The organism is Streptomyces sp. NRRL F-5135 (assembly GCF_000719775.1).
Taxonomy (GTDB): Bacteria; Actinomycetota; Actinomycetes; order Streptomycetales; family Streptomycetaceae; genus Streptomyces; species Streptomyces hebeiensis.
In genome coordinates this window covers 16,613-37,851 of the sequence record NZ_JOHR01000020.1, presented here as the reverse complement: position 1 = coordinate 37,851, position 21,239 = coordinate 16,613, and the positions used below count along the sequence as shown (strand labels likewise).

General features: G+C 72.4%; 19 protein-coding genes. 2 read left to right on the top strand and 17 right to left on the bottom strand.

Translation table 11 applies throughout. The annotated features are described in order from the left end of the window. Window positions 1–48: 48 nt before the first annotated feature. From era to hrcA, 13 genes are all read right to left on the bottom strand, one after another. Window positions 49–999, bottom strand: coding sequence for a GTPase Era (gene era, locus IG02_RS0129550; RefSeq protein ID WP_030754663.1), 951 nt, complete (start codon window positions 997–999; stop codon window positions 49–51). 221 nt (window positions 1,000–1,220) lie between these two features. Beyond that, a complete protein-coding gene (locus IG02_RS0129540) occupies window positions 1,221–1,586 on the bottom strand; it encodes a cytidine deaminase (RefSeq protein WP_030754661.1) in 366 nt (121 codons plus the stop codon). Between the two features lie 182 nt (window positions 1,587–1,768). After that, window positions 1,769–2,128, bottom strand: a complete 360-nt coding sequence (locus IG02_RS0129535; protein ID WP_030754658.1) for an MmcQ/YjbR family DNA-binding protein — start codon at window positions 2,126–2,128, stop codon at window positions 1,769–1,771. Next, complete coding sequence (locus tag IG02_RS0129530; RefSeq protein ID WP_030754656.1) at window positions 2,125–3,414, bottom strand: hemolysin family protein; 1,290 nt, start codon at window positions 3,412–3,414, stop codon at window positions 2,125–2,127. The genes IG02_RS0129535 and IG02_RS0129530 overlap by 4 nt, the downstream gene beginning before the upstream one ends. Next, a complete protein-coding gene (gene ybeY / locus IG02_RS0129525) occupies window positions 3,411–3,908 on the bottom strand; it encodes an rRNA maturation RNase YbeY (RefSeq protein ID WP_030754655.1) in 498 nt (165 codons plus the stop codon). The genes IG02_RS0129530 and ybeY overlap by 4 nt, the downstream gene beginning before the upstream one ends. A 67-nt stretch (window positions 3,909–3,975) precedes the next feature. Next, window positions 3,976–4,995, bottom strand: coding sequence for a PhoH family protein (locus IG02_RS0129520; RefSeq protein WP_078854934.1), 1,020 nt, complete (start codon window positions 4,993–4,995; stop codon window positions 3,976–3,978). A 199-nt stretch (window positions 4,996–5,194) separates the two neighbouring features. Beyond that, entirely contained in the window at window positions 5,195–6,385 is a 1,191-nt protein-coding gene (locus IG02_RS0129515; protein WP_078854933.1) for a PfkB family carbohydrate kinase, read from the bottom strand. Window positions 6,386–6,598: 213 nt separating this feature from the next. Further along, window positions 6,599–7,507 carry a ribonuclease Z gene (locus tag IG02_RS0129510; protein WP_030754649.1) on the bottom strand — a complete coding sequence of 303 codons (909 nt, stop codon included), beginning with the start codon at window positions 7,505–7,507 and terminating at the stop codon, window positions 6,599–6,601. 5 nt (window positions 7,508–7,512) lie between these two features. Further along, on the bottom strand, window positions 7,513–7,872 hold the full coding sequence (locus IG02_RS0129505; protein WP_030754647.1) for a histidine triad nucleotide-binding protein: 360 nt from the start codon (window positions 7,870–7,872) through the stop codon (window positions 7,513–7,515). 318 nt (window positions 7,873–8,190) lie between these two features. Continuing rightward, a complete protein-coding gene (locus tag IG02_RS0129500) occupies window positions 8,191–8,955 on the bottom strand; it encodes a 16S rRNA (uracil(1498)-N(3))-methyltransferase (RefSeq protein WP_030754645.1) in 765 nt (254 codons plus the stop codon). Next, the gene (locus IG02_RS0129495; protein ID WP_030754643.1) at window positions 8,952–10,031 is read right to left on the bottom strand and encodes a nitronate monooxygenase; all 1,080 of its coding nucleotides are present in this window, start codon (window positions 10,029–10,031) and stop codon (window positions 8,952–8,954) included. Before IG02_RS0129495 ends, IG02_RS0129500 begins: the two co-directional genes overlap by 4 nt. Before the next feature lie 299 nt (window positions 10,032–10,330). Further along, the gene (gene dnaJ / locus IG02_RS0129490) at window positions 10,331–11,470 is read right to left on the bottom strand and encodes a molecular chaperone DnaJ (protein WP_030754641.1); all 1,140 of its coding nucleotides are present in this window, start codon (window positions 11,468–11,470) and stop codon (window positions 10,331–10,333) included. Further along, window positions 11,471–12,487 (bottom strand): heat-inducible transcriptional repressor HrcA, encoded by a 1,017-nt coding sequence (gene hrcA, locus IG02_RS0129485; protein ID WP_030754639.1) that lies wholly within the window; start codon window positions 12,485–12,487, stop codon window positions 11,471–11,473. It lies immediately after the preceding gene. 316 nt (window positions 12,488–12,803) lie between these two features. Here hrcA and IG02_RS0129480 point away from each other — a divergent pair, with 316 nt between their 5' ends. Together IG02_RS0129480 and IG02_RS0129475 are read left to right on the top strand one after the other, a co-directional pair. Then, on the top strand, window positions 12,804–13,547 hold the full coding sequence (locus IG02_RS0129480; RefSeq protein WP_030754637.1) for an MBL fold metallo-hydrolase: 744 nt from the start codon (window positions 12,804–12,806) through the stop codon (window positions 13,545–13,547). Between the two features lie 27 nt (window positions 13,548–13,574). Then, on the top strand, window positions 13,575–14,402 hold the full coding sequence (locus IG02_RS0129475; protein ID WP_030754634.1) for a DUF3097 domain-containing protein: 828 nt from the start codon (window positions 13,575–13,577) through the stop codon (window positions 14,400–14,402). On the opposite strand, the gene IG02_RS0129470 is transcribed toward IG02_RS0129475, so the two are convergent. The 4 genes from IG02_RS0129470 to IG02_RS0129455 form a co-directional block, all read right to left on the bottom strand. Then, complete coding sequence (locus IG02_RS0129470) at window positions 14,380–14,967, bottom strand: Uma2 family endonuclease (protein ID WP_030754632.1); 588 nt, start codon at window positions 14,965–14,967, stop codon at window positions 14,380–14,382. The genes IG02_RS0129475 and IG02_RS0129470 overlap by 23 nt on opposite strands. A 103-nt stretch (window positions 14,968–15,070) precedes the next feature. After that, window positions 15,071–16,303 (bottom strand): radical SAM family heme chaperone HemW, encoded by a 1,233-nt coding sequence (hemW, locus tag IG02_RS0129465; protein WP_030754630.1) that lies wholly within the window; start codon window positions 16,301–16,303, stop codon window positions 15,071–15,073. 209 nt (window positions 16,304–16,512) lie between these two features. Next, the gene (locus IG02_RS0129460) at window positions 16,513–18,618 is read right to left on the bottom strand and encodes an ATP-binding SpoIIE family protein phosphatase (RefSeq protein ID WP_107055729.1); all 2,106 of its coding nucleotides are present in this window, start codon (window positions 18,616–18,618) and stop codon (window positions 16,513–16,515) included. Between the two features lie 580 nt (window positions 18,619–19,198). After that, complete coding sequence (locus IG02_RS0129455; protein WP_030754626.1) at window positions 19,199–21,088, bottom strand: AMP-dependent synthetase/ligase; 1,890 nt, start codon at window positions 21,086–21,088, stop codon at window positions 19,199–19,201. Window positions 21,089–21,239: the final 151 nt, after the last annotated feature.

Here is a 21,239-nt window from a genome sequence, read left to right as displayed (position 1 = left end):
CGTCGGCCGGGTCCGGACCGGAAACGGCCGGACCCGGCCGGCGAAAGTTCAGAAGCCCAGCTTCCGCAGCTGCTTGGGGTCGCGCTGCCAGTCCTTGGCGACCTTCACATGCAGATCGAGGAAGACCGGCGTGCCGAGCAGCGCCTCGATGTGCTTGCGGGACTTCGTGCCGACCTCTTTGAGCCGCTTGCCCTTCGGGCCGATGATGATGCCCTTCTGGCTGGGGCGCTCGATGTAGACGTTCGCGTGGATGTCCACCAGCGGCTTGTCCGCCGGGCGGTCCTCGCGCGGCAGCATCTCCTCCACGACGACGGCGATCGAGTGCGGCAGCTCGTCCCGTACGCCCTCGAGCGCGGCCTCCCGGATCAGCTCGGCCACCATCACCTGCTCCGGCTCGTCGGTGAGGTCGCCCTCCGGATAGAGGGGCGGGCTCTCCGGGAGCAGCGGGACGAGCAGGTCCGCCAGCAGTCCGACCTGCTGGTCGCCGACGGCCGAGACGGGGACGATCTCCGCCCACTCCAGGCCCAGCTCCCGGCCGAGCTTGTCGATCGCGATCAGCTGTTCGGCGAGCGTCTTGGAGTCGACGAGGTCCGTCTTGGTGACGACGGCGACCTTCGGCGTCTTCTTGATCGCGGCGAGTTCCTTGGCGATGAACCGGTCACCGGGACCGAGCTTCTGGTCGGCGGGCAGACAGAAACCGATCACGTCGACCTCTGCCCAGGTCGTGCGCACGACATCGTTCAGCCGCTCGCCGAGCAGCGTGCGCGGCTTGTGCAGGCCGGGGGTGTCGACCAGGATCAGCTGCGCCTCCGGCCGGTGCACGATGCCGCGCACCGTGTGCCGGGTGGTCTGCGGCCGGTTGGAGGTGATGGCCACCTTCTGGCCGACGAGAGCGTTCGTGAGGGTGGACTTGCCCGCGTTGGGGCGGCCGACGAAGCAGGCGAAGCCGGCCCGGTGGGGGGCTTCGGCCGTCTCGGGAAGGGAGGTACGAGCGCTCATGGCGCCCATTCTCCCCGATCGCGCGCGCGCCACCGACCAGGCGGGGGCCGTCACGGCCGCCCGGGTCGCGGTCGGACCGCGGCCGGCGCCCTGGCCGACCGCGCGGCCGGCGTCCTGATCGGTGGCGCGCTCGGCGTCGTGAACGGTGGCGTGCTCGGCGCCGCCACGGACGCGTCAGCCGCTCCGCCGCCCAGGTCCGGCCCGTCACGCCCGCCTCCCGGTCAGCCCGCGGGGACGGTCACCCGCAGCACCCCGTCGGGGCCCGCCACCAGGACCGGGGTCGCCGCGCCGCCCAGGTCCCGGACGGCCGCGCGGTCCTCGTCCGAGGCGCCGTCGGCGTCGGTGACGACGGCCGCGGCCTCCAGCGAGGTGGCGCCGCTCGCGACAGCCATGGCGACGGCCGTGCGCAGCGCGCTCAGCTTGAGGGAGTCCAGCTCCACGGTGCCGGCGACGTAGGTGCGCCCCGTCTCGTCCCGTACCGCCGCGCCCTCGGGCACACCGTTGCGCGCACGAGCGCTGCGGGCGAGAGTGATGATCTTGCGGTCCTCGGGGTCGAGGCCGGTGGCGGCATCGGTGCTCTGAGTCATGTGCCGAGCATAGGCAGCGCGGGCGGGGGCCCGGCGGACGGGGCGTCCCGTCCGCCGGGACGCGGACGCTCTCCCGGGCCCTGTCAGCTCCCCCGGCCTCGTCCGCCGGAACTCGTCAGAACTCGTCGGAACTCGCCAGAACTCCCCCGGACTCGCCGGGGCCCCCTGGGACGCGGGACCCGTCAGGGCCGGTCGAGCCGGAGCCGGTCCGCCCTCGGCAGGCCCGCCACCACCAGGTCGTACGAGTCCTCGACCAGCTCCCGCACCATCCTCGCCGGGAGCGGGCCGACCGTCACCGTGTTCCAGTGGCGCTTGTTGAGGTGCCAGCCCGGGACGATCTCCGGGTGGGTGGCGCGCAGGCGGATCGCCTCCTCCGGGTCGCATTTGAGCGAGACCTTCAGCGGGCGGTCCTCAAGCGAGCAGATCGCGAAGATCTTCCCGCCCACCCGGAACACCGTGACCCCGGGGCTGCGCGGGAACGGGGAGTCCGTGGACGTCCCGTTCAACGCCAGGCAGCACGCGGTGAGTTCGTCCGGCGTCATGACGCCGGCGCCTCCTCCCGGACCGGCTCCGCGAGGACCGTGACGATCTTGTTCCGGCGGCCGGCCGGGGACTCTGCCGTCAGGCGCAGCATGCGCCCGTCGGGCAGCTCGACCGTCGCCGTGGCACCCGCGATCGGCACCCGCCCCAGCGCCTTGGCCAGCAGCCCGCCGACCGTCTCCACGTCCTCGTCGTCGTATTCGTCGAAGCCGAACAGCGCCCCGAGGTCACCGATGTCCAGCCGGGCCGTCACCCGGTAGGAGCCGTCTCCGAGCTCCGCCACCGGCGGCAGCTCGCGGTCGTACTCGTCGGTGATCTCACCGACGATCTCCTCCAGGATGTCCTCGATCGTGACGATGCCGGCCGTGCCGCCGTACTCGTCGATCACGACCGCCACATGGCTGCGCTCCTGCTGCATCTCGCGCAGCAGGTCCCCCGCGTTCTTCGTGTCGGGCACGAAGGCGGCGGGCCGCATCGCCGTGGAGACCAGGTCGGCCTCCGACTCCCGGTTGATGTGCGTCTTTCTGACCAGGTCCTTCAGATAGACGATGCCGACGATGTCGTCCTCGTTCTCCCCCGTCACCGGGATCCGGGAGAAGCCGGAGCGCAGCGCCAGCGTCAGCGCCTGACGGATCGTCTTGAAGCGCTCGATGGACACCAGGTCCGTGCGCGGGACCATCACCTCGCGTACGAGCGTGTCCCCCAACTCGAAGACCGAGTGCACCATCCGGCGCTCCTCGTCCTCGATGAGGGACTCCTGCTCGGCCAGGTCGACCATCGCCCGCAGCTCCGCCTCGCTCGCGAACGGCCCCTTGCGGAAGCCCTTTCCGGGCGTGAGCGCGTTACCGAGAAGGATCAGCAACTGCGGCACCGGGCCCATGACCCGGGCCAGCGGCAGCAGCGCGTACGCGGCGGCCGTCGCCGTGTTCAGCGGGTGCTGGCGGCCGATCGTGCGCGGTGAGACCCCCACCGCGACATAGCTGACGAGCACCATCACCCCGATCGCCACGACCAGCGCCACCCAGGTACGGGCGAACTGGTTCAGGCAGACGTACGTGACCAGCACGCCCGCCGCCATCTCGCACGCGACCCGGACCAGCAGCGCCACGTTCAGATAGCGCGTCGGGTCGGAGGCGATCTGCGCCAGCTTGGCCGCGCCCCTGCGCCCCGAGCGCAGGGCCTCGGCCGCCCGGAAGCTGGTGATCCGGGCCAGGCCCGCCTCGGCGCACGCGGCCAGCCAGGCCACCACGACCAGCGCGACCGCGCCGACGATCAGCTGCGCGGTCATGAGACGGTCGGCGCGGGAGACGGGCCGGTCAGGCCGCGCTCGGCCCGCCAGCCGTCCACGATGGCCGCCTGGAGCCCGAACATCTCGGCCCGCTCGTCCGGCTCCTCGTGGTCGTAGCCGAGGAGGTGCAGCACACCGTGGACGGTGAGCAGCTGGAGCTCCTCGTCCATGGTGTGCCGCGTCGGGGCCTCCTCGCCCTGCTTCCTGGCGACCTCGGGGCAGAGGACGATGTCACCGAGGAGACCCTGCGGGGGCTCCTCCTCGTCCTTGGCCGGCGGACGCAGCTCGTCCATCGGGAAGGACATGACATCCGTGGGCCCCGGCAGGTCCATCCACTGGATGTGCAGCTGCTCCATGGCGGCCTCGTCCACGACGATCACCGAGAGTTCGGAGAGCGGGTGGATACGCATCCGGGTGAGCGCGTAGCGCGCGACATCGAGGAGCGCCTGCTCGTCGACCTCGGTGCCGGACTCGTTGTTGACGTCGATCGACATGGTGCGCCGCTGTTCTCCAGCCTCTGTTCCAAAGGTGCGCCACGACCCGTTCCCGGGGTGGCCCGGCCTACGACCCGTTCCGGTCGTCGTACCGCTCGTACGCGTCGACAATACGGCCGACGAGCTTGTGCCGTACGACATCCTGCGACGTCAGCCGGGAGAAGTGCACGTCCTCCACGCCCTCCAGGATCTCCTGGACCTGGCGCAGACCGCTCTTCGTGCCGCCGGGCAGGTCGACCTGGGTGACGTCGCCCGTGATGACGATCTTCGAGTCGAAGCCGAGCCGCGTCAGGAACATCTTCATCTGCTCGGGGCTCGTGTTCTGCGCCTCGTCGAGGATGATGAACGCGTCGTTGAGCGTCCTTCCACGCATATAGGCCAGCGGCGCGACCTCGATCGTGCCCGCCGCCATCAGGCGCGGGATCGAGTCGGGGTCGAGCATGTCGTGCAGCGCGTCGTAGAGCGGGCGCAGATAGGGGTCGATCTTCTCGTAGAGCGTGCCGGGCAGGAACCCGAGCCGCTCCCCCGCCTCGACGGCCGGCCGGGTCAGGATGATCCGGTTGACCTGCTTGGCCTGCAGTGCCTGGACGGCCTTGGCCATGGCCAGGTACGTCTTGCCCGTACCGGCCGGGCCGATGCCGAACGTGACCGTGTGCTTGTCGATGGAGTCGACATAGCGCTTCTGGTTGAGGGTCTTGGGGCGGATCGTCCGGCCGCGGCTCGACAGGATGTTCTGCGTGAGCACGTCGGCGGGCGTCTCGGAACCGTCCGCACCGCCGTTCTCGCTCGCCCTGAGCATGGCGATCGAACGTTCCACTGCGTCCTCCGTCATCGGCTGACCGGTGCGGAGCACCAGCATCATCTCGTCGAACAGACGCTGCACGAGCGCGACGTCCGCCGCGCTGCCACTGGCGCTGATCTCATTTCCCCGGACATGGATGTCCGCCGCCGGGAAAGCGTTTTCGATCACTCGCAGCAGGGAGTCACCGGAGCCAAGGACCGTCACCATGGGATGCTTGGCGGGAACGGTGAACCGAGCGTGTGCCTGCCCCGCTGCCGGGGTCCGGTCTATGGGTGTCTGAGTCATGGGCCGGCTCTGTGGCCTGCACATACCTCCTGTTGAACGGTTCTCGCTGCTCGACAACCTCTCGCCTACCAGCGTACGGCGCCCCAGTGACAAGCCCCTAGGGCTTTTCCCGTGCCTCTCACCACTGTTCACCGCCGTCCCCCGCCGTTCACCGCGGCGGGCGTGAGCCGGCACACCCGTCGCGTCCCCCGGGGCCGGGTCAGCCGGAGCGGCCGAAACCGATCGTCGGGACGGCCCTGCGCAGCGGCCAAGGCCGAGCCGGCGAGGGCAGCAGGTCCGCCAGGAAGGCATAGCGCCGCAGCGCCGCCGGATCCTGCTCCGAGCAGGACCGCACGTACTCCCACCAGGCCGCCACCTCGGCCCAGCCGGGCGCGGAGAGCGAGCCCCCGAACTCCTGCACCGAGAGCGCGGCGGTCAGCCCGGCGAAGGCCAGCCGGTCGGCCAGCGGCCAGCCGGCGAGCGTACCGGTGACGAAACCGGCCACGAAGACATCGCCCGCGCCCGTCGGGTCCAGGGCCTCCACCCCGATCGCGGGGACCTCGGCGGTCTCGCCGGTGGCGCCGTCGACCGCGTACGCGCCCTCCGAGCCCAGCGTCACCACGGCCACCGGCACCCGGTCGGTGAGCCGCCACGCGGCGGCGCGGGGGCAGTCGGTGCGGGTGTAGCGCATGGCCTCCTCGGCGTTCGGCAGGAACGCCTCGCAGTGCTCCAGATCGGCCAGCCCCGCCAGGTCCCAGCGGCCGGTGTCGTCCCACCCGACGTCGGCGAAGATCCGGGCTCCGCCACGGGCGGCGCCGGCGATCCACTCGTCGCGCCGGCCGGGCGCGAGCGCGGCCACGGCGGCCCGCGCGCGGGGCGGGCACTCCGGGAGCGCGCCCTCGGGCGGCGGGGCCTCGTGGCCGTGCGAGACCATGGTCCGCTCGCCCTCGTACGCCATGGAGACGGTGACCGGCGAGTGCCAGCCGGGCACCGTGCGGGACCGGCTCAGGTCGATGCCCTCGCCCTGCTCCAGCGCGTCCCAGCAGTACTCGCCGTAGTGGTCGTCCCCGAAGGCGGCGGAGAGCGACGTCCGCAGCCCCAGGCGGGCCAGGGCGGTGGCCATGTTGGCGATGCCGCCGGGGCTCGATCCCATGCCCCGGGCCCAGGACTCCGTCCCGCGCACGGGCGCCGAGTCCAGGCCGGTGAAGATGATGTCGAGGAAGACCGTGCCGGTGAGGTAGACGTCGCACGGGGGATCGTCCGGTGCGCGCAGCGCGCCGAGCGGATCGACATGGGCGATGTGGTCCTGCGGGTCTCCAGTGGGTGTGATCACGGCGGGCTCCCGGTCGCGTGCGGATCCGGACAGTCTGCCCGATCCGCGGGGCCGCGGCCGACGCCCGGACGTCCGCATCCGGGCCGCGGGGGCGGTCGCCGGCCGTGCGGCGGCCGGCGGCGCTCACGAACCTGTCACGCGCGCGTCGTACCTGTCACACGCGCGTCACACACGCGTGCGCGCGGCGCCTCGGTCGCGACCGGTCCGGAACCCGCACGGCGCCTCGCTCACGACCGGTCCCGAACCCCGCCCGATGCCTCGGTCGCGACCGGTCCGGACCCCGTCCCGCCGTCAGCCGGACCGTTTCGGCAGAGGTACCCGTACGAGGTCCGCCGCGACCGTCAGTTCGCCGTCGAAGCCCGCCGCACGCGCCTGGCGCTCGAACTCGTCCGGGTCCCCGTAACGCTGCGAGAAGTGCGTGAGCACCAGATGCCGTACGCCCGCGTCCCGCGCGGCCCGGGCCGCCTGGCCCGCGGTGAGATGACCGTGGTCGGCCGCCAGGCGTTCGTCCTCGTCCAGGAACGTCGACTCGATGACCAGCAGGTCGCAGCCCTCCGCCAGGGCGTGCACGCCGGCGCAGAGCCGGGTGTCCATGACGAACGCGAAGCGCTGGCCCCGGCGGACCTCGCTGACCTCGTCGAGCGAGACACCGTTCAGCACGCCCTCGCGCTGGAGCCGGCCGACGTCCGGTCCCTTGATGCCGTGCGCGGCGAGCCGGTCCGGGAGCATCCGGCGCCCGTCGGGTTCGGTGAGGCGGTAGCCGTACGACTCGACGGGGTGCGAGAGCCGGTGCGCCTCCAAGGTGTACGCGGGCGTACGCGCGAGTACGCCGTCCCTCTCGACCGGTGCCTCGGTCAGCGAGGCGGTCTCGCGGTAGGCCGTCGCGTAGCGCAGCCGCTCGAAGAAGCGCTGTCCGCTCGCCGGGTAGTGCGCGGTGATCGGGTGCGGGACCTGGTCGAGGTTGACGCGCTGGATGACGCCGGCCAGGCCGAGCGAGTGGTCGCCGTGGAAGTGCGTGACGCAGATCCGGTGGATGTCGTGGGCGGCCACGCCGGCGCGCAGCATCTGGCGCTGCGTGCCCTCGCCCGGATCGAAGAGCAGTCCCTCGCCGTCCCAGCGCAGGAGGTAGCCGTTGTGGTTGCGGTGCCGGGTGGGCACCTGGCTCGCGGTGCCCAGCACCACCAGTTCGCGTACGGACAAGACGGTTACCCGGGAGGCCAGTTGAAGCCACGGCCGCCCAGGACATGGGCGTGCGCGTGGAAGACGGTCTGGCCCGCGCCGGCGCCGGTGTTGAACACGATCCGGTAGCCCGTGCCGTCGGCCTTCTCCTGGTTCGCGACCGCGGCGGCCTCGCGCAGGACGTCGGCGGCGATCCCCGGCTCGGCCGCGGCGAGGCTGCCCGCGTCGGGGTAGTGGACCCGGGGGATGACCAGGACGTGGGTCGGCGCCTGCGGGTTGATGTCGCGGAAGGCGACGGTGGTCTCCGACTCACGCACGACGGTGGCCGGCACCTCCCCGGCGACGATCTTGCAGAACAGACAGTCGGCCTGTGGTTCTCCGGCCATGCTCCCGGCCTCCTCGCTGCCGTCGATCACCGGACATCCTCGGCCGCCCCGGCATCGCCGAGCGACACCCGGTGCCACCGGTGCCGGTGATCAGGATGATCCGTACGCATGCATGGTATCGGCCGCTATCCGCTTCGGCGGCGGGTCTTTGAGGGGCGTCATGGCCGGCCGTACCCGCCGTCACCGACCGGCGGGCGGGTACGGGCAGATACGGGCGGGTACGGGCGGGGCGCAGGCCAGAGCCGCACAGGCCCGTGCCGAGGATCGACGACCGAGGGTCCGGGCCGTCGACCGGCGACCGGCGGGTCCGTGCCGCGGTCAGGACCAGCGGCCGGTGCGGGCCATGAGGACGGCCGTGGCCGCCGTGCCGGCGGTGGACGTGCGCAGAACGCTCCGCCCCAGGCGGTACGGCCTGGCGCCCGCCTGGGCGAAGGCCGTCAACTCCTCGGGAGCGACGCCGCCTTCGGGTCCCACGACCAGGACGATCGAGCCCCTGTCCGGCAGCGCCGCGGTCGCCAGCGGCTCCTCACCGCTCTCGTGCAGGACGGCCGCGAAGTCCGCCGTCGCCAGCGACGCGGCGACCTGCTTGGTCGTCATGGCGTCCGTGACCTCGGGGAACCGCACACGGCGCGACTGCTTGCCCGCCTCGCGGGCCGTCGCGCGCCATTTGGCGAGCGCCTTGGCCCCCCGGTCGCCCTTCCACTGCGTCACGCAGCGCGAGGCAGTCCACGGGACGATCGCGTCCACCCCGGTCTCCGTCATGGTCTCGACGGCGAGTTCCCCCCGGTCGCCCTTGGGCAGGGCCTGGACGACGGTGATACGCGGCGTCTCCGGCGGCTCCTCGGCGACCGTGGCCAGCTGGACCACCAGCCGGTCCTTGCCCTCCGCGGCCAGCACCACGCCATCGGCCCACCGCCCCTGACCGTCCGTCAGTACCACGTCCTCGCCCGGGCGCAGCCGCTTCACGGAGACCGCGTGCCGCCCCTCCGGCCCGTCCAGGACGAAACGGCCGCCGGTACCGGAATCGACACCGGGCCCGACACCGGCGTCGAAGCCGGCCACGACGAAAACGGGCGCGGTCACGAGATGTGGCCCAGTCCCGGCATCAACGAGGCGCGCGTCGCGTCGAGTTCACCGGCCAGCACCTCGACCAGCCGGCCGGCCGGCAGTTCACGGGCCATCCGGTGGCCCTGCCCGGCCCAGAGCGCCATCCCCTGGGGATCGCCGACCTTGGCCGCCGCCTTGCGCAGCCCCGAGGTGAGATGGTGGACCTCCGGGTAGGCGGGCGGCGCGTACGGGCCGTGCTCGCGCATGAAGCGGTTGACGAGCCCACGGGCGGGCCGGCCGGAGAAGGCCCGGGTCAGCTCCGTCCGTACGAACAGCGGATTCGTCATCGCCTGCTTGTGCAGCACGTTGGCGCCGGACTCCGGGCACACCAGGAAGGCCGTGCCGAGCTGCGCCGCGTCCGCGCCCGCCGCGAGCACCGCCGCGATCTGACCGCCGCGCATCAGCCCGCCCGCGGCGATCAGCGGCACCTGCACGCTCTCCCTGACCAGCGGCACCAGCGAGAGCAGGCCGATCCCCGCGCCGTCGGCGTCCGGGTCGTCGCGGTGCGTGCCCTGGTGCCCGCCGGCCTCGATCCCCTGCACACAGACGGCGTCGGCGCCGGACCACTGCGCGGTCTGGGCCTCCTCCGGCGTGGTCACCGTGACAATGGTGAACGTCCCCACCTCGGCGAAGGCGTCGAACACGGCCCGGGTCGGACACCCGAAGGTGAACGAGACGACCGGTACCGGATCGTCGAGCAGGATCGCCAGCTTGGCCTCGTAGGCGTCGTCCCGGCCGGCGTCGGGATTGCCCAGCGGGGTCTCGTACCAACTGGCCTCGTGGGCGAGCTGGTTGCTGTACACCTCGACAGCCGCGTGGTCGGCGTGGTGCGGCTGCGGCATGAACAGGTTGACGCCGAAGGGCCGGCCGGTGAGCCCCCGCAGCTGTTTGATCTCGTCGCGCATGCCGTCGGCGGTCTTGTAACCGGCGGCGAGGAAACCCAGCCCCCCGGCCCCGGACACGGCGGCGGCCAGCTGCGGACAGGAAGCGCCGCCCGCCATGGGGGCCTGCACGATCGGGTACCGGCAGAGATCGGTCAGTGCGGAGGACATGGGTGCATCGTGCCATGTCTTTTGCGACAGCTTCGAACCGGACTCGTATCAGGCTTGTGCCAAAGGTTTACGTGGTGTGCGGGGGCGTGGATCGGTGCCGCCCCGTCCGTATCGCCGGGCGGTACGGACGGCCGGCGATAGGACGGGGGCGGGGAGAGCGGGCGTAGACCTACCGGCCGTTGAACGCGTCCTTCAAACGCGAGAACAGCCCCTGCTGCCCGGGCTGACTGTGCCCACCCGGGGGGCCACCCCCGGACCCCCGGCCGCACACCCAGCCCCGCGCCGCCGGGCCACCGGACCTACCGGCCGTTGAACGCGTCCTTCAAACGCGAGAACAACCCCTGCTGCCCGGGCTGGAACTGCCCCGTGGGCCGTTCCTCGCCGCGCAGCTTCGCCAGCTCCCGCAGCAGCCTCTCCTGCTCCGGGTCCAGCTTCGACGGCGTCATCACCTCGACGTGCACGATCAGGTCGCCCCGGCCGCCGCCCCGCAGATGGGTGATGCCGCGGCCGTGCAGCGGGATCGACTGGCCCGACTGCGTGCCCGGCCGGACGTCGATCTCCTCCACCCCGTCCAGCGTCTCCAGCGGGCACTTCGTGCCCAGCGCCGCCGCCGTCATCGGAATGGTCACCGTGCAGTGCAGATCGTCGCCGCGCCGCTGGAAGACCGGGTGCGACACCTCGTGGATCTCGACGTACAGGTCACCGGCGGGACCGCCGCCCGGGCCGACCTCGCCCTCGCCCGCGAGCTGGATGCGCGTGCCGTTGTCGACACCGGCCGGGATCTTGACCGTGAGCGTGCGGCGCGAACGGATCCGGCCGTCGCCCGCGCACTCCGGGCACGGCGTCGGCACGACCGTACCGAAGCCCTGGCACTGCGGGCACGGCCGCGAGGTCATGACCTGACCCAGGAAGGACCGGGTGACCTGCGAGACCTCACCACGGCCACGGCACATGTCACACGTCTGCGCCGAGGTGCCGGGCGCGGCCCCCTCGCCGGAGCAGGTGGTGCAGACCACCGCCGTGTCGACCTGAATGTCCTTGGTCGTGCCGAAGGCCGCCTCGTTGAGGTCGATCTCCAGCCGGATCATCGCGTCCTGGCCGCGCCGGGTGCGCGAGCGCGGGCCGCGCTGGGACGCCGTACCGAAGAAGGCGTCCATGATGTCGGAGAAGTTGCCGAAGCCGCCGGCTCCGAAGCCGCCCGCGCCGCCCCCGCCGCCGCTGCCGGAGAGCGGGTCGCCGCCGAGGTCGTAGACCTGCTTCTTCTGCGGGTCCGACAGGACCTCGTAGGCGGCGTTGATCTCCTTGAAGCGCTCCTGCGTCTTGGGATCGGGGTTGACGTCCGGGTGCAGCTCGCGGGCGAGCCGCCGGAACGCCTTCTTGATCTCGTCCTGGGACGCGTCGCGGCGTACGCCGAGTACGGCGTAGTAGTCCGTGGCCACTTACGACTCCGCCAGGATCTGTCCGACGTAACGTGCCACTGCGCGTACCGCTCCCATCGTTCCGGGGTAGTCCATGCGGGTCGGTCCGACCACGCCGAGTTTTGCGACTGCCTCGTCGCCCGAACCGTAGCCGACCGCGACGACGGACGTGGAGTTGAGGCCCTCATGGGCGTTCTCGTGCCCGATACGTACGGTCATGCCCGAGTCCTTGGCCTCGCCGAGCAGCTTGAGCAGGACGACATGTTCCTCCAGCGCCTCCAGCACCGGCCGGATGGTCAGCGGGAAGTCGTGCCCGAAGCGGGTGATGTTGGCGGTGCCGCCGATCATCAGCCGCTCCTCGGTCTCCTCGACCAGGGTCTCCAGCAGGGTCGCGAGCACCGTCGTGACCGTGCCCCGGTCCTCCACCTCGAAGGATTCGGGCAGGTCCTGCACCAGCTGGGGGACGTCGGTGAAGCGGCGCCCGACCACCCGGCTGTTCAGCCGGGCCCGCAGGTCCGCCAGCGAGGTCTCCCCGAAAGGTCCGGGGCAGTCGATCATGCGCTGCTCGACCCGTCCGGTGTCCGTGATCAGCACCAGCATCAGCCGCGCGGGGGCCAGTGCCAGCAGCTCCACGTGGCGCACCGTCGAGCGGGTCAGCGAGGGGTACTGGACGACCGCGACCTGCCTGGTCAGCTGCGCGAGCAGCCGTACCGTACGGCCCACGACGTCGTCGAGGTCGACCGCGCCGTCCATGAAGTTCTGGATGGCCCGGCGCTCCGGCAGGGACAGGGGCTTGACCCCCGCCAGCTTGTCCACGAAGAGCCGGTAGCCCTTGTCGGTCGGGATGCGCCCGGCACTGGTGTGGGGCTGGGCGATGAAGCCCTCGTCCTCCAGCACCGCCATGTCGTTGCGGACGGTGGCCGGCGAGACACCCAGGTTGTGCCGCTCCGTGAGCGCCTTGGAACCCACGGGTTCCTCGGTGCCCACATAGTCCTGGACGATGGCGCGCAGCACCTCGAGCCTGCGTTCGCTGAGCATGGCGCACACCTCCAGCTGTCGTCGCGTCCGGTCCCGGCCGCCCCGCTTCCGGGCGCCCGGCCGCCGGCCACCGGTGCTCATCGCTCACCGGGCCCGGCGCGAGGTCCGACTGGCACTCGCTCCTCCAGAGTGCCAGAGATCCCCCGGCCAGTGTACGGCGGTGGGGTACAGCGCTGGCAAGGCGCCCGGCGAGGCGGTCCCCTGGGGGAGGGTGCGCACACCGAGCCCTGTGGGTCGGGGGCTGTCAGTCGGGGTCTGTGGGTCGCGGAGCATGCCGTCCCGTGATCGGACCGGCCGTAGCCGATAGCGTCCTCGCATGAACGTCCCTTGGGAAGAGTGCGGGTGGGAACGGCTGACCCGGGCGGTCGGCCGCCTACGGCTGCCGGGCTGGGACGCCACCACCGGACTGGTGGCCGGTAACGGGGCGGCCCTGCTGTACGACACGGGCTCGGCGCTCGGCGAGGGCGCCGGACTGCGGGCGCAGGCACAGCGGCTGCTGGGCGGCAGACACGTGACACACATCGCACTGAGCCACCCTCACTTCGACCACGTACTGGGCACGGCGGCGTTCTCGGGGGCCGAGGTCTACGGGGCGGTGGGCGTCGCGGAACTGCTGGCACCGGCCGGGCGGGGACGGGCGGATCTGTACGAGGACGCGGTACGGGAGGGCCTGGACCCCGCGCGGGCCGCCGAGGCGGTGGACCTGCTGGTCCTGCCGCGCCACGCGGTGTCCGGAGAGCTGACGCTGGACCTGGGCGGCCGTCAGGTCCTGCTGGCGAACGTCGGCCCCGGACACACCGCCCACGATCTCGCGCTCCTGGTTCCGGCGGCGGGCCCGGACGAGCCGGAGGTGGTCTTCTGCGGCGACCTGGTGGAGGAGTCGGGCACCCCCCAGGCGGGCCGGGACGCGATCCCGTCCCACTGGCCGGCGGCCCTGGACCGGTTGCTGGAACTGGGCGGTGAAGAGGCGGTGTACGTGCCGGGACACGGGTCGGTGGTGGACGCGGGGTTCGTACGGCGGCAACGGGACGAACTGGCGCGGAGGTTCGGACTCGGGTGACGCCCCCGTCCCCTTATGGTCGTGCTCATGCGCAGCTACAGCCCCGATCTGACGCCCCCGTGGAAGAAGTCCGCCGCCGCGCCGGAGGTGCCCGCCGAGCCCGATCTGGTGGTCGAGGAGGTGTCGACGGGCTTCTGCGGTGCGGTGATCCGCTGCGAGAAGACCGCCGAGGGGCCGACGGTCACCCTGGAGGACCGCTTCGGCAAGCACCGGGTCTTCCCGCTCGTACCGCGCGGCTTCCTGCTGGAGGGCAAGGTCGTGACGCTGGTGCGGCCGTCGGCGGGCGCCGGTCCGGCCCGGCCGGCCCGTACGGCCTCCGGTTCCCTCGCCGTCCCGGGCGCCCGGGCGCGCGTCGCACGGGCGGGCCGCATCTACGTGGAGGGCCGGCACGACGCGGAACTGGTCGAGAAGGTCTGGGGCGACGACCTGCGCGTCGAGGGCGTGGTCGTGGAGTACCTGGGCGGCGTCGACGACCTGCCGTCCCTCGTCGCCGACTTCGGCCCGGCCCCGGACGCACGCCTGGGCGTCCTGGTCGACCACCTGGTGCCGGGTACGAAGGAGTCCCGTATCGCGGCGGAGGTGACGGGCCCGGACGTCCTGGTGCTGGGGCACCCGTACATCGACGTGTGGGAGGCGGTGAAGCCGTCCTCCGTGGGCATCCGGGCGTGGCCGACGGTGCCGAAAGGACAGGACTGGAAGACGGGGGTGTGCCGGGCGCTGGGCTGGCCCGAGAACACGGGAGCGGCCTGGCAGCACATCCTGTCGAAGGTCGGCTCCTACAAGGACCTGGAGCCGGCGCTGCTGGGCAGGGTCGAGGAGCTGATCGACTTCGTCACCGTCGGCGGCGCCGCCTGACCGCCGGAAGCGTCTCGAATTCCGAGGTGTCCAGCTTGATACCGAGCATGTCCAGGGGCACGGAATCGCCGAAGTTGGTGATCCGCTCCACCTGGTAGTCGGCGTTCTCCCCCTCGCCGGCCGGCTCCGTGAGCAGCATGCAGAGCTGCTCCATCGGGTCGATGATCAGGTAGGCGGGCACCCGGCCCGCCGCGTACATCGAGCACTTCTCGCCGTAGTCCCGGTCGCCGCTGGTCCTGGAGACCACCTCCAGCACCAGAGTGACGGCCGGGGCGGGGATGAGCCGTCCGGGGCCCTCCGCCGCGCCCCGCTCCAGGACGACGAGATCCGGCTGTGGTTCGCTCTCCTCATTCGGGATGGCGATGTCCTGGGTCTGCAACCTGTCCCAGCGATCGTGCGGAATCTGGTCCTGTACCGTCTGGACGATCCGGTTATGGACCCGGTCGGGCCCCGCCATCATCACGATGTCCCCCCTGAGGAGTTCCGCTTTGAAACCCTCGGGGACATCCAGGTCCTCGAAGGTCTTGGCGGCGCGCGTGATCGGTCGCTCATCCACAGCGGTCATCTCCGTGAACCTCCGCTTTCCGCCGCTGTCTGGTCAGCGGCAGACTAAGCACCAGGCTATGCGGCCCCCTCCCGAATTCGCTCAGGTTCACCCCGGCGAGTGATCAATCCACCAGGTCCCTGACGACAGCGTCCGCCAGCAGCCGTCCCCGCAGCGTCAGCACCGCCCGTCCGTCCTCGAACGCCCCCTCCGACAGCAGCCCGTCCCCAACCGCGCGCCGCGCCGCCGCGAGCCCTGCCGGGGCCAGCAGGGACAGCTCGCATCCGGCCGACAGGCGCAGTTCGAGGAGGACGCGTTCGATGCGCCGGTCCTCCGCCGAGAGGATCTCCCGGCCCGCCCCCGGGGAACGTCCCGACGCCAGGGCCGCCGCGTACGCGCCCGGGTGCTTGACGTTCCACCAGCGGACCCCGCCGACGTGGCTGTGGGCTCCCGGGCCCGCGCCCCACCAGTCGGCGCCGCGCCAGTACAGCTCGTTGTGCAGGCACCGGGCCGCCTCCGAGGTGGCCCAGTTGGACACCTCGTACCAGTGGTAGCCCGCCCCGGCGAGCACCTCGTCCGCGATCAGGTACCGGTCCGCGTGCTCGTCGTCGTCCGTCATGGGCACCTCGCCGCGTCGGATCCGCCGCGCCAGCCCCGTGCCCTCCTCGACGATCAGCGCGTACGCCGAGATGTGGTCCGGGCCCGCGCCCACCGCCGCCGCCAGCGTCTGGCGCCAGTCGGTGTCGCTCTCGCCCGGTGTGCCGTAGATCAGGTCGAGGTTCACGTGCTCGAACCCGGCCGCGCGTGCCTCCGCCACGCAGGCCTCGGGGCGGCCGGGGGTGTGCGTGCGGTCCAGGATCTCGAGCACGTGCTGCTTCGCGCTCTGCATGCCGAAGGAGATCCGGTTGAAGCCCCCGGCCCTGAGCGCTTCCAGATACGCCGGATCAACCGATTCCGGATTGGCCTCGGTGGTGATCTCCGCGTCGTGCGCGAACCCGAACTCGTCCCGGACCGTGTCCAGCATCCGTACGAGGTCCTCGGCCGCCAGCAGCGTCGGGGTCCCGCCGCCGACGAAGACCGTGCTGACCCGTCGCGGGTCGTCGCCGAGCACCTTCCGGGCCAGCCGGATCTCGTCGGCGAGGGTCTGCGCGTAGTTGTCGCGGGAGGCGAGCACGCCGCCGGAACCGCGCAGCTCGGTCGCCGTGTAGGTGTTGAAGTCGCAGTAGCCGCAGCGGGTCGCGCAGTACGGAACGTGCAGGTAGAAGCCGAGCGGCCGGTCCGCCCCGCCCGTCAGGGCGGACCGGGGCAACGCGCCGGTCTCGGGCATGGGCTCGCCGTCGGGCAGTGCGGAAGGCATGGTCCCAGTGTCCCGTACGCGCGGGGAAGCGGTTCGCACACCAGTGGCGGGCCCGTGCACAGGTGACGGGCCCGCGTGGGAGTGGCCGGCCCGCACGCGGGTGGCAGCCCCGTTCACCCCCGCCTCGCCGGCCTCGCCCGCCGGCCCGTTCACCCCCGCCTCGACCGCCTCGCCCGACGGCCGCGGCCCTTCCCCGGCCGTCGGCGCCTTCACTCCGCCTGGAACACCAGCAGTGCCAGGTCGTCCCCCGGCGGCGTGTCCGCGAACTCGTGCACGGCCCGTCGTATGCGGTCCGCCACCCCCTGCGCCGTCAGCCCCACGCACCCGGCCAGCGCCCGCGCCAGCCCGTCGCCGTCGTCCAGCAGGCGGGCGCCGGACCGGCGCTCGGTGACGCCGTCGGTGACACAGAGCAGCGTGTCGCCCCGTTCCAGGTGGAAGGTGTGGCTCTCGTACGCCACGTGCTCGACCACGCCCAGCAGCACCTGCGGCTCCGCCGCGGGCACGACCCTGCCGTCCGGCCGCAGGAGCAGGGGCAGCGGGTGGCCGGCGCTGGCGAGGGTGCACCGTACGCCCCGGTCCCCGCCCGGCAGCGGTCTCAGCTCCCCGTACAGCAGTGACAGGAAACGCGACTGCCTCCCGCCGTCGGGCCCGGTCTGCCGACCGGCGAGGGCGCCAGGGGCGTCGTTCGGCCCCGGGCGCGCGCCGGGGCTGGCGGCGGCCGCCGCGGCCACCATCAGCGACGCCGCGTCCGCCGCCTCGGTGGCGTCGTCCAGGAGCAGCCGGTTGAGGCGGTCGAGGACCGCGCCGACCCGGTAACCCTCGCGGGCGAGCAGCCGGAGCCAGGGGCGGGCGAGGCCGGTGACGACGGCCGCCTCCGGGCCGCTGCCCTGGACGTCGCCGAGCATGAAGCACCAGCGGTCGCCGGGCGGGCACGGGAAGATGTCGTAGAAGTCGCCGCCCGCCAGGCCCTCGTCGCTCGGCTCGTACACGAGGGAACTGGTGACACCGGGAATCCGCGCCACCTGGCTGGGCAGCAGGCCGCGCTGGAGGACCCGGCTGATGGTGACCTGCCGGCTGTAGCGGCGGGCCGCGCCGACGGCGAGCGCGACGCGCCGCGCGAAGTCCTCGACGAGCGAGGTCACGTCGTCGGGGACGCGCTGGTGGCCGGGGCGGCCGAGCAGCAGCGTCCCCAGGGCGCGTCCGCCGACGACCAGTCGGCACGCGAGCGCGACACCCGGGCCGCCGTACGCGCCGCCGTCGCTCCCGTACGCCTCGTCATCGCCCCCGTACGCATCGCGGTCGCCGTCACCTCCGTAGGCGCCGCCGGCCGCGTACGTGCCGTCCTCGGCCTCGGGCCCGTGCCCACCCTCGCCCTCGGGCCACGGCCACGGCACGCGCACCGGACCGCCCCTCGGCGGGTCCGGCAGCCGTACCGGTTCCTTCTCGAGCGCGGCGCGCAGGGATTCGACCCGGGACTCGTCCGCGTGCCAGACCCGGGCGAGCCGGGGCGGCGCGCTCGCCTGCGCCCCCTCGCCGTCCAGCCAGACCGCGCACCACTCGGCCAGCCTGGGCACCAGCAACTGGCCGGCGAGCGCCGCGATCAGGTCCTCGTCGAGCTGGCCCGCGAGCAGTTCCGACGCCTCGGCGAGGAAGGACAGCGCGCCTCGTCCGACCCACTCCGGGTCGTCGCGCACGGCGCGCCGGGGCGCGGGCGCCAGGATCTCCGCGGCGCGCAGCCCCCGGCGCAGGACGGGCTCGGCGCCGGGAGCGGTCCCCGCGTCCCGGCCTTCGAGCGGCAGCCGGGCCCATACGGTCTTCAGGCCGGAGCGGTAGGTGATGCCCCAGCTCTCGGCGAGGGCGGCCACCAACTGCAGTCCGCGGCCGTACTCGGGCTCCACGATCCCCGACGGCGGCTCCTCCGCCCGGGGTTCGAGGGGGTCGTTCTGTATGGCGCGCGCGGGATGGTGGTCGGACACCTCGACCACCACCGCGGCAGGCGTGGTCTCCGCCCCCGTCGCGTCCTCGGCGGGAGCGTCGAGCCGGCAGAGCACGTCGACGGTGGTTCCGGCGTGCACCACGGCGTTGGTGACGAGTTCGTCGACGATCAGCACCGCGTCGTCCGCGAGCAGGTCGGTGCTGTGCCGCCCCGGGGAACATTCCTCGTCCTCGCGGCAGAAGGCGCAGGTGGCCAGGTAACCGAGGCTGGTCCAGTCCGCGAGTGCCGCGCGGGTGAACCGGCGGGCGGCGGACGGGGCGAGCGGGTTGCCGGGCAGACTGGTACGGGTGGTGGACCGCGCGTCCCTGCGTAACGGCATCTGCGATGCCGGGCGGTGAAGGGACTCGCGCGGAGTCGGAATGGGCCCCACTGCGGCTCCTGATCCGGTTCTGGCGATGTGCCGCTTACGATCCCGCCAGAGTGACAGACGGAAGGCGGCCATACGCGCCGGGTCATGGAAGTGGGCAGATATTGACCAAGGTTTGGTGGTAGCGCACGCCCCGGGCGACAACCCGGTCACGAACCGTAGGACACGGTGTTCCAAAAAGGGGCCCGACCGCGGAACGGGACCGGAGGCGGGACGGCGGAGCGGTGCGGTACGGGCAGAACGGTACGGGCACGGGGCGTACGCCGACGAGCCACGACCCGCGGCGGTACGGGCGCCGTACGGTACGAGCCGGAGGCGGCACGCACCGCGGCCGTACCGGATGGACGGGACTCGCTACGCACCACGCGGTACGACGGGGAACGGCACAAGACGGAGGCAACTCACCCCAGGACCGCACGACACCCGACGCGCCAACGACCACCGACCCTACGCACGCGGCGGTACGCCCCCGGGCGACACGGGCCGCGGACCGTACGCTCCGGGGGCGGTGCGAACCGATGCCCCCCGCTCGTCAGGCCTCCCGCGCGCCCTCGTACATCTCCGCGATCAGGACCTCGTACTCCTGCTCGACCACTCTCCTCTTGAGCTTCAGGCTCGGCGTCAGCTCGCCGTGCTCGACGTCCAGGTCGCGCGGCAGCAGCCGGAACTTCTTGATGGTCTGCCAGCGCTGGAGCCCTTCGTTGAGCCGCCGCACATAGCCGTCGACGAGTTCCACGGTCCGCCGGGAGGCGACCACCTCGGCGTACGACCTGCCCCCCAGCCCGTTCTCGGCCGCCCACTCCATGATCGCGGCCTCGTCCAGCGCGATCAGCGCCGTACAGAAGTTACGGCCCGCCCCGTGCACCAGGATGTTGGAGACGAACGGGCACACCGCCTTGAACTGGCCCTCGATCTCGGCCGGGGCGATGTACTTGCCGCCCGACGTCTTGATGAGGTCCTTCTTGCGGTCGGTGATCCGCAGATAGCCGTCGACGGACAGTTCGCCGATGTCCCCGGTGTGGAACCAGCCGTCGGGCTCCAGCACCCGCGCGGTCTGCTCGGGCAGCCCGTGGTACCCGGACATCACGCCCGGGCTGCGCAGCAGGATCTCGCCGTCGTCGGCGATCCGTACCTCCGTACCGGGCAGCGGCTTGCCGACCGTACCGGTGCGGTACGCCTCGCCCGGGTTGACGAAGCTGGCCGCGCTGGTCTCCGTCAGGCCGTATCCCTCCAGGATGTGGATCCCCGCGCCGGAGAAGAAGTAGCCGATGTCGGGCGCGAGCGCCGCGGAGCCGGAGATGGCCGCACGCAGCCGGCCGCCGAACGCCTCGCGCAGCTTGGCGTACACCAGCGCGTCCGCCACCCGGTGCTTCGCGCCGAGGGCGAACGGCACGGACCGGGTGCCCGTGCGGCGGAAGTTCTCCTGGGCGGCCTTGGCGTACTCGCGGGCGACGCCGGCCGCCCAGGTGAAGATCTTGTACTTGGCGGGCCCGCCGGCCCTGGCCTTGGCGGCGACCCCGTTGTAGACCTTCTCGAAGATGCGGGGCACGGCCGCCATGTAGGTCGGCCGGACCACGGGCAGATTCTCGATGATCTTGTCGACCCGGCCGTCGACGGCCGTGACGTGGCCGACCGCGATCTGCCCGGAGGTGAGCACCTTGCCGAAGACGTGCGCGAGCGGCAGCCACAGGTACTGCACGTCGTCGGAGGCGACCAGGCCGGTCGCCTCGATGGCGCGGGCCATGTACGACCAGCTGTCGTGCGGCAGCCGTACGCCCTTGGGGCGGCCGGTCGTACCGGAGGTGTAGATGACGGTGGCGAGCTGGGTGGAGGTGATGGCGCCGACCCGCTCCTTGACGATCTCCGGGTGCTCGACCAGGTACTCCGAGCCGCGCGCCTCCAGATCGGCCAGGGAGAGCACCCAGCCCTCCGGGTCGCCCTCGGCCGGCAGCGCGTCGGCGGACTCGATCACGACGACGTGCGCGAGGTCCGGCAGCTCGGCCCGGCGCTCCCGCGCCTTGGCCAGCTGGGCGGCGTCCTCCGCGATCAGCACCCGGCTCCCGGAGTCGGCGAGGATGTACGCGGATTCCTCGGCGTTGGTGGAGGGGTAGACCGTGGTGGTGGCGGCGCCCGCGCACATCACACCGAGGTCCGCGAGGATCCATTCGACGCGGGTGGCGGCGGCGAGCGCGACCCGCTCCTCCGGCCGGACGCCGAGGGCGATGAGGCCGGCGGCGATCGTGTACACCCGCTCCGCGGCCCGCGCCCAGCTCAGCGAGCGCCACTCCGAGGGCCCCTGGCCACCGGCCGGCGGAACCGGATAGCGGTAGGCCTCCCCGTCCGGCGTGGCCGCCACGCGCTCAATGAAGAGGGCCGCCACCGAGGGCGGCCGGTTCTCGATCACGTTCTGTGTGTCGCTCACGACATCCTCCGGGGCCGGCTCCGCGCTGCGTGACTGACGAGTGAATGACCCTGCCGGCAACCAACCGACCGGTAATTGACTGGCGGGTAACTAACTGACGGGTAACTACCACGGGTGCGCACAGACTAAGGGGCGCTCGCCCGTCGCGTAA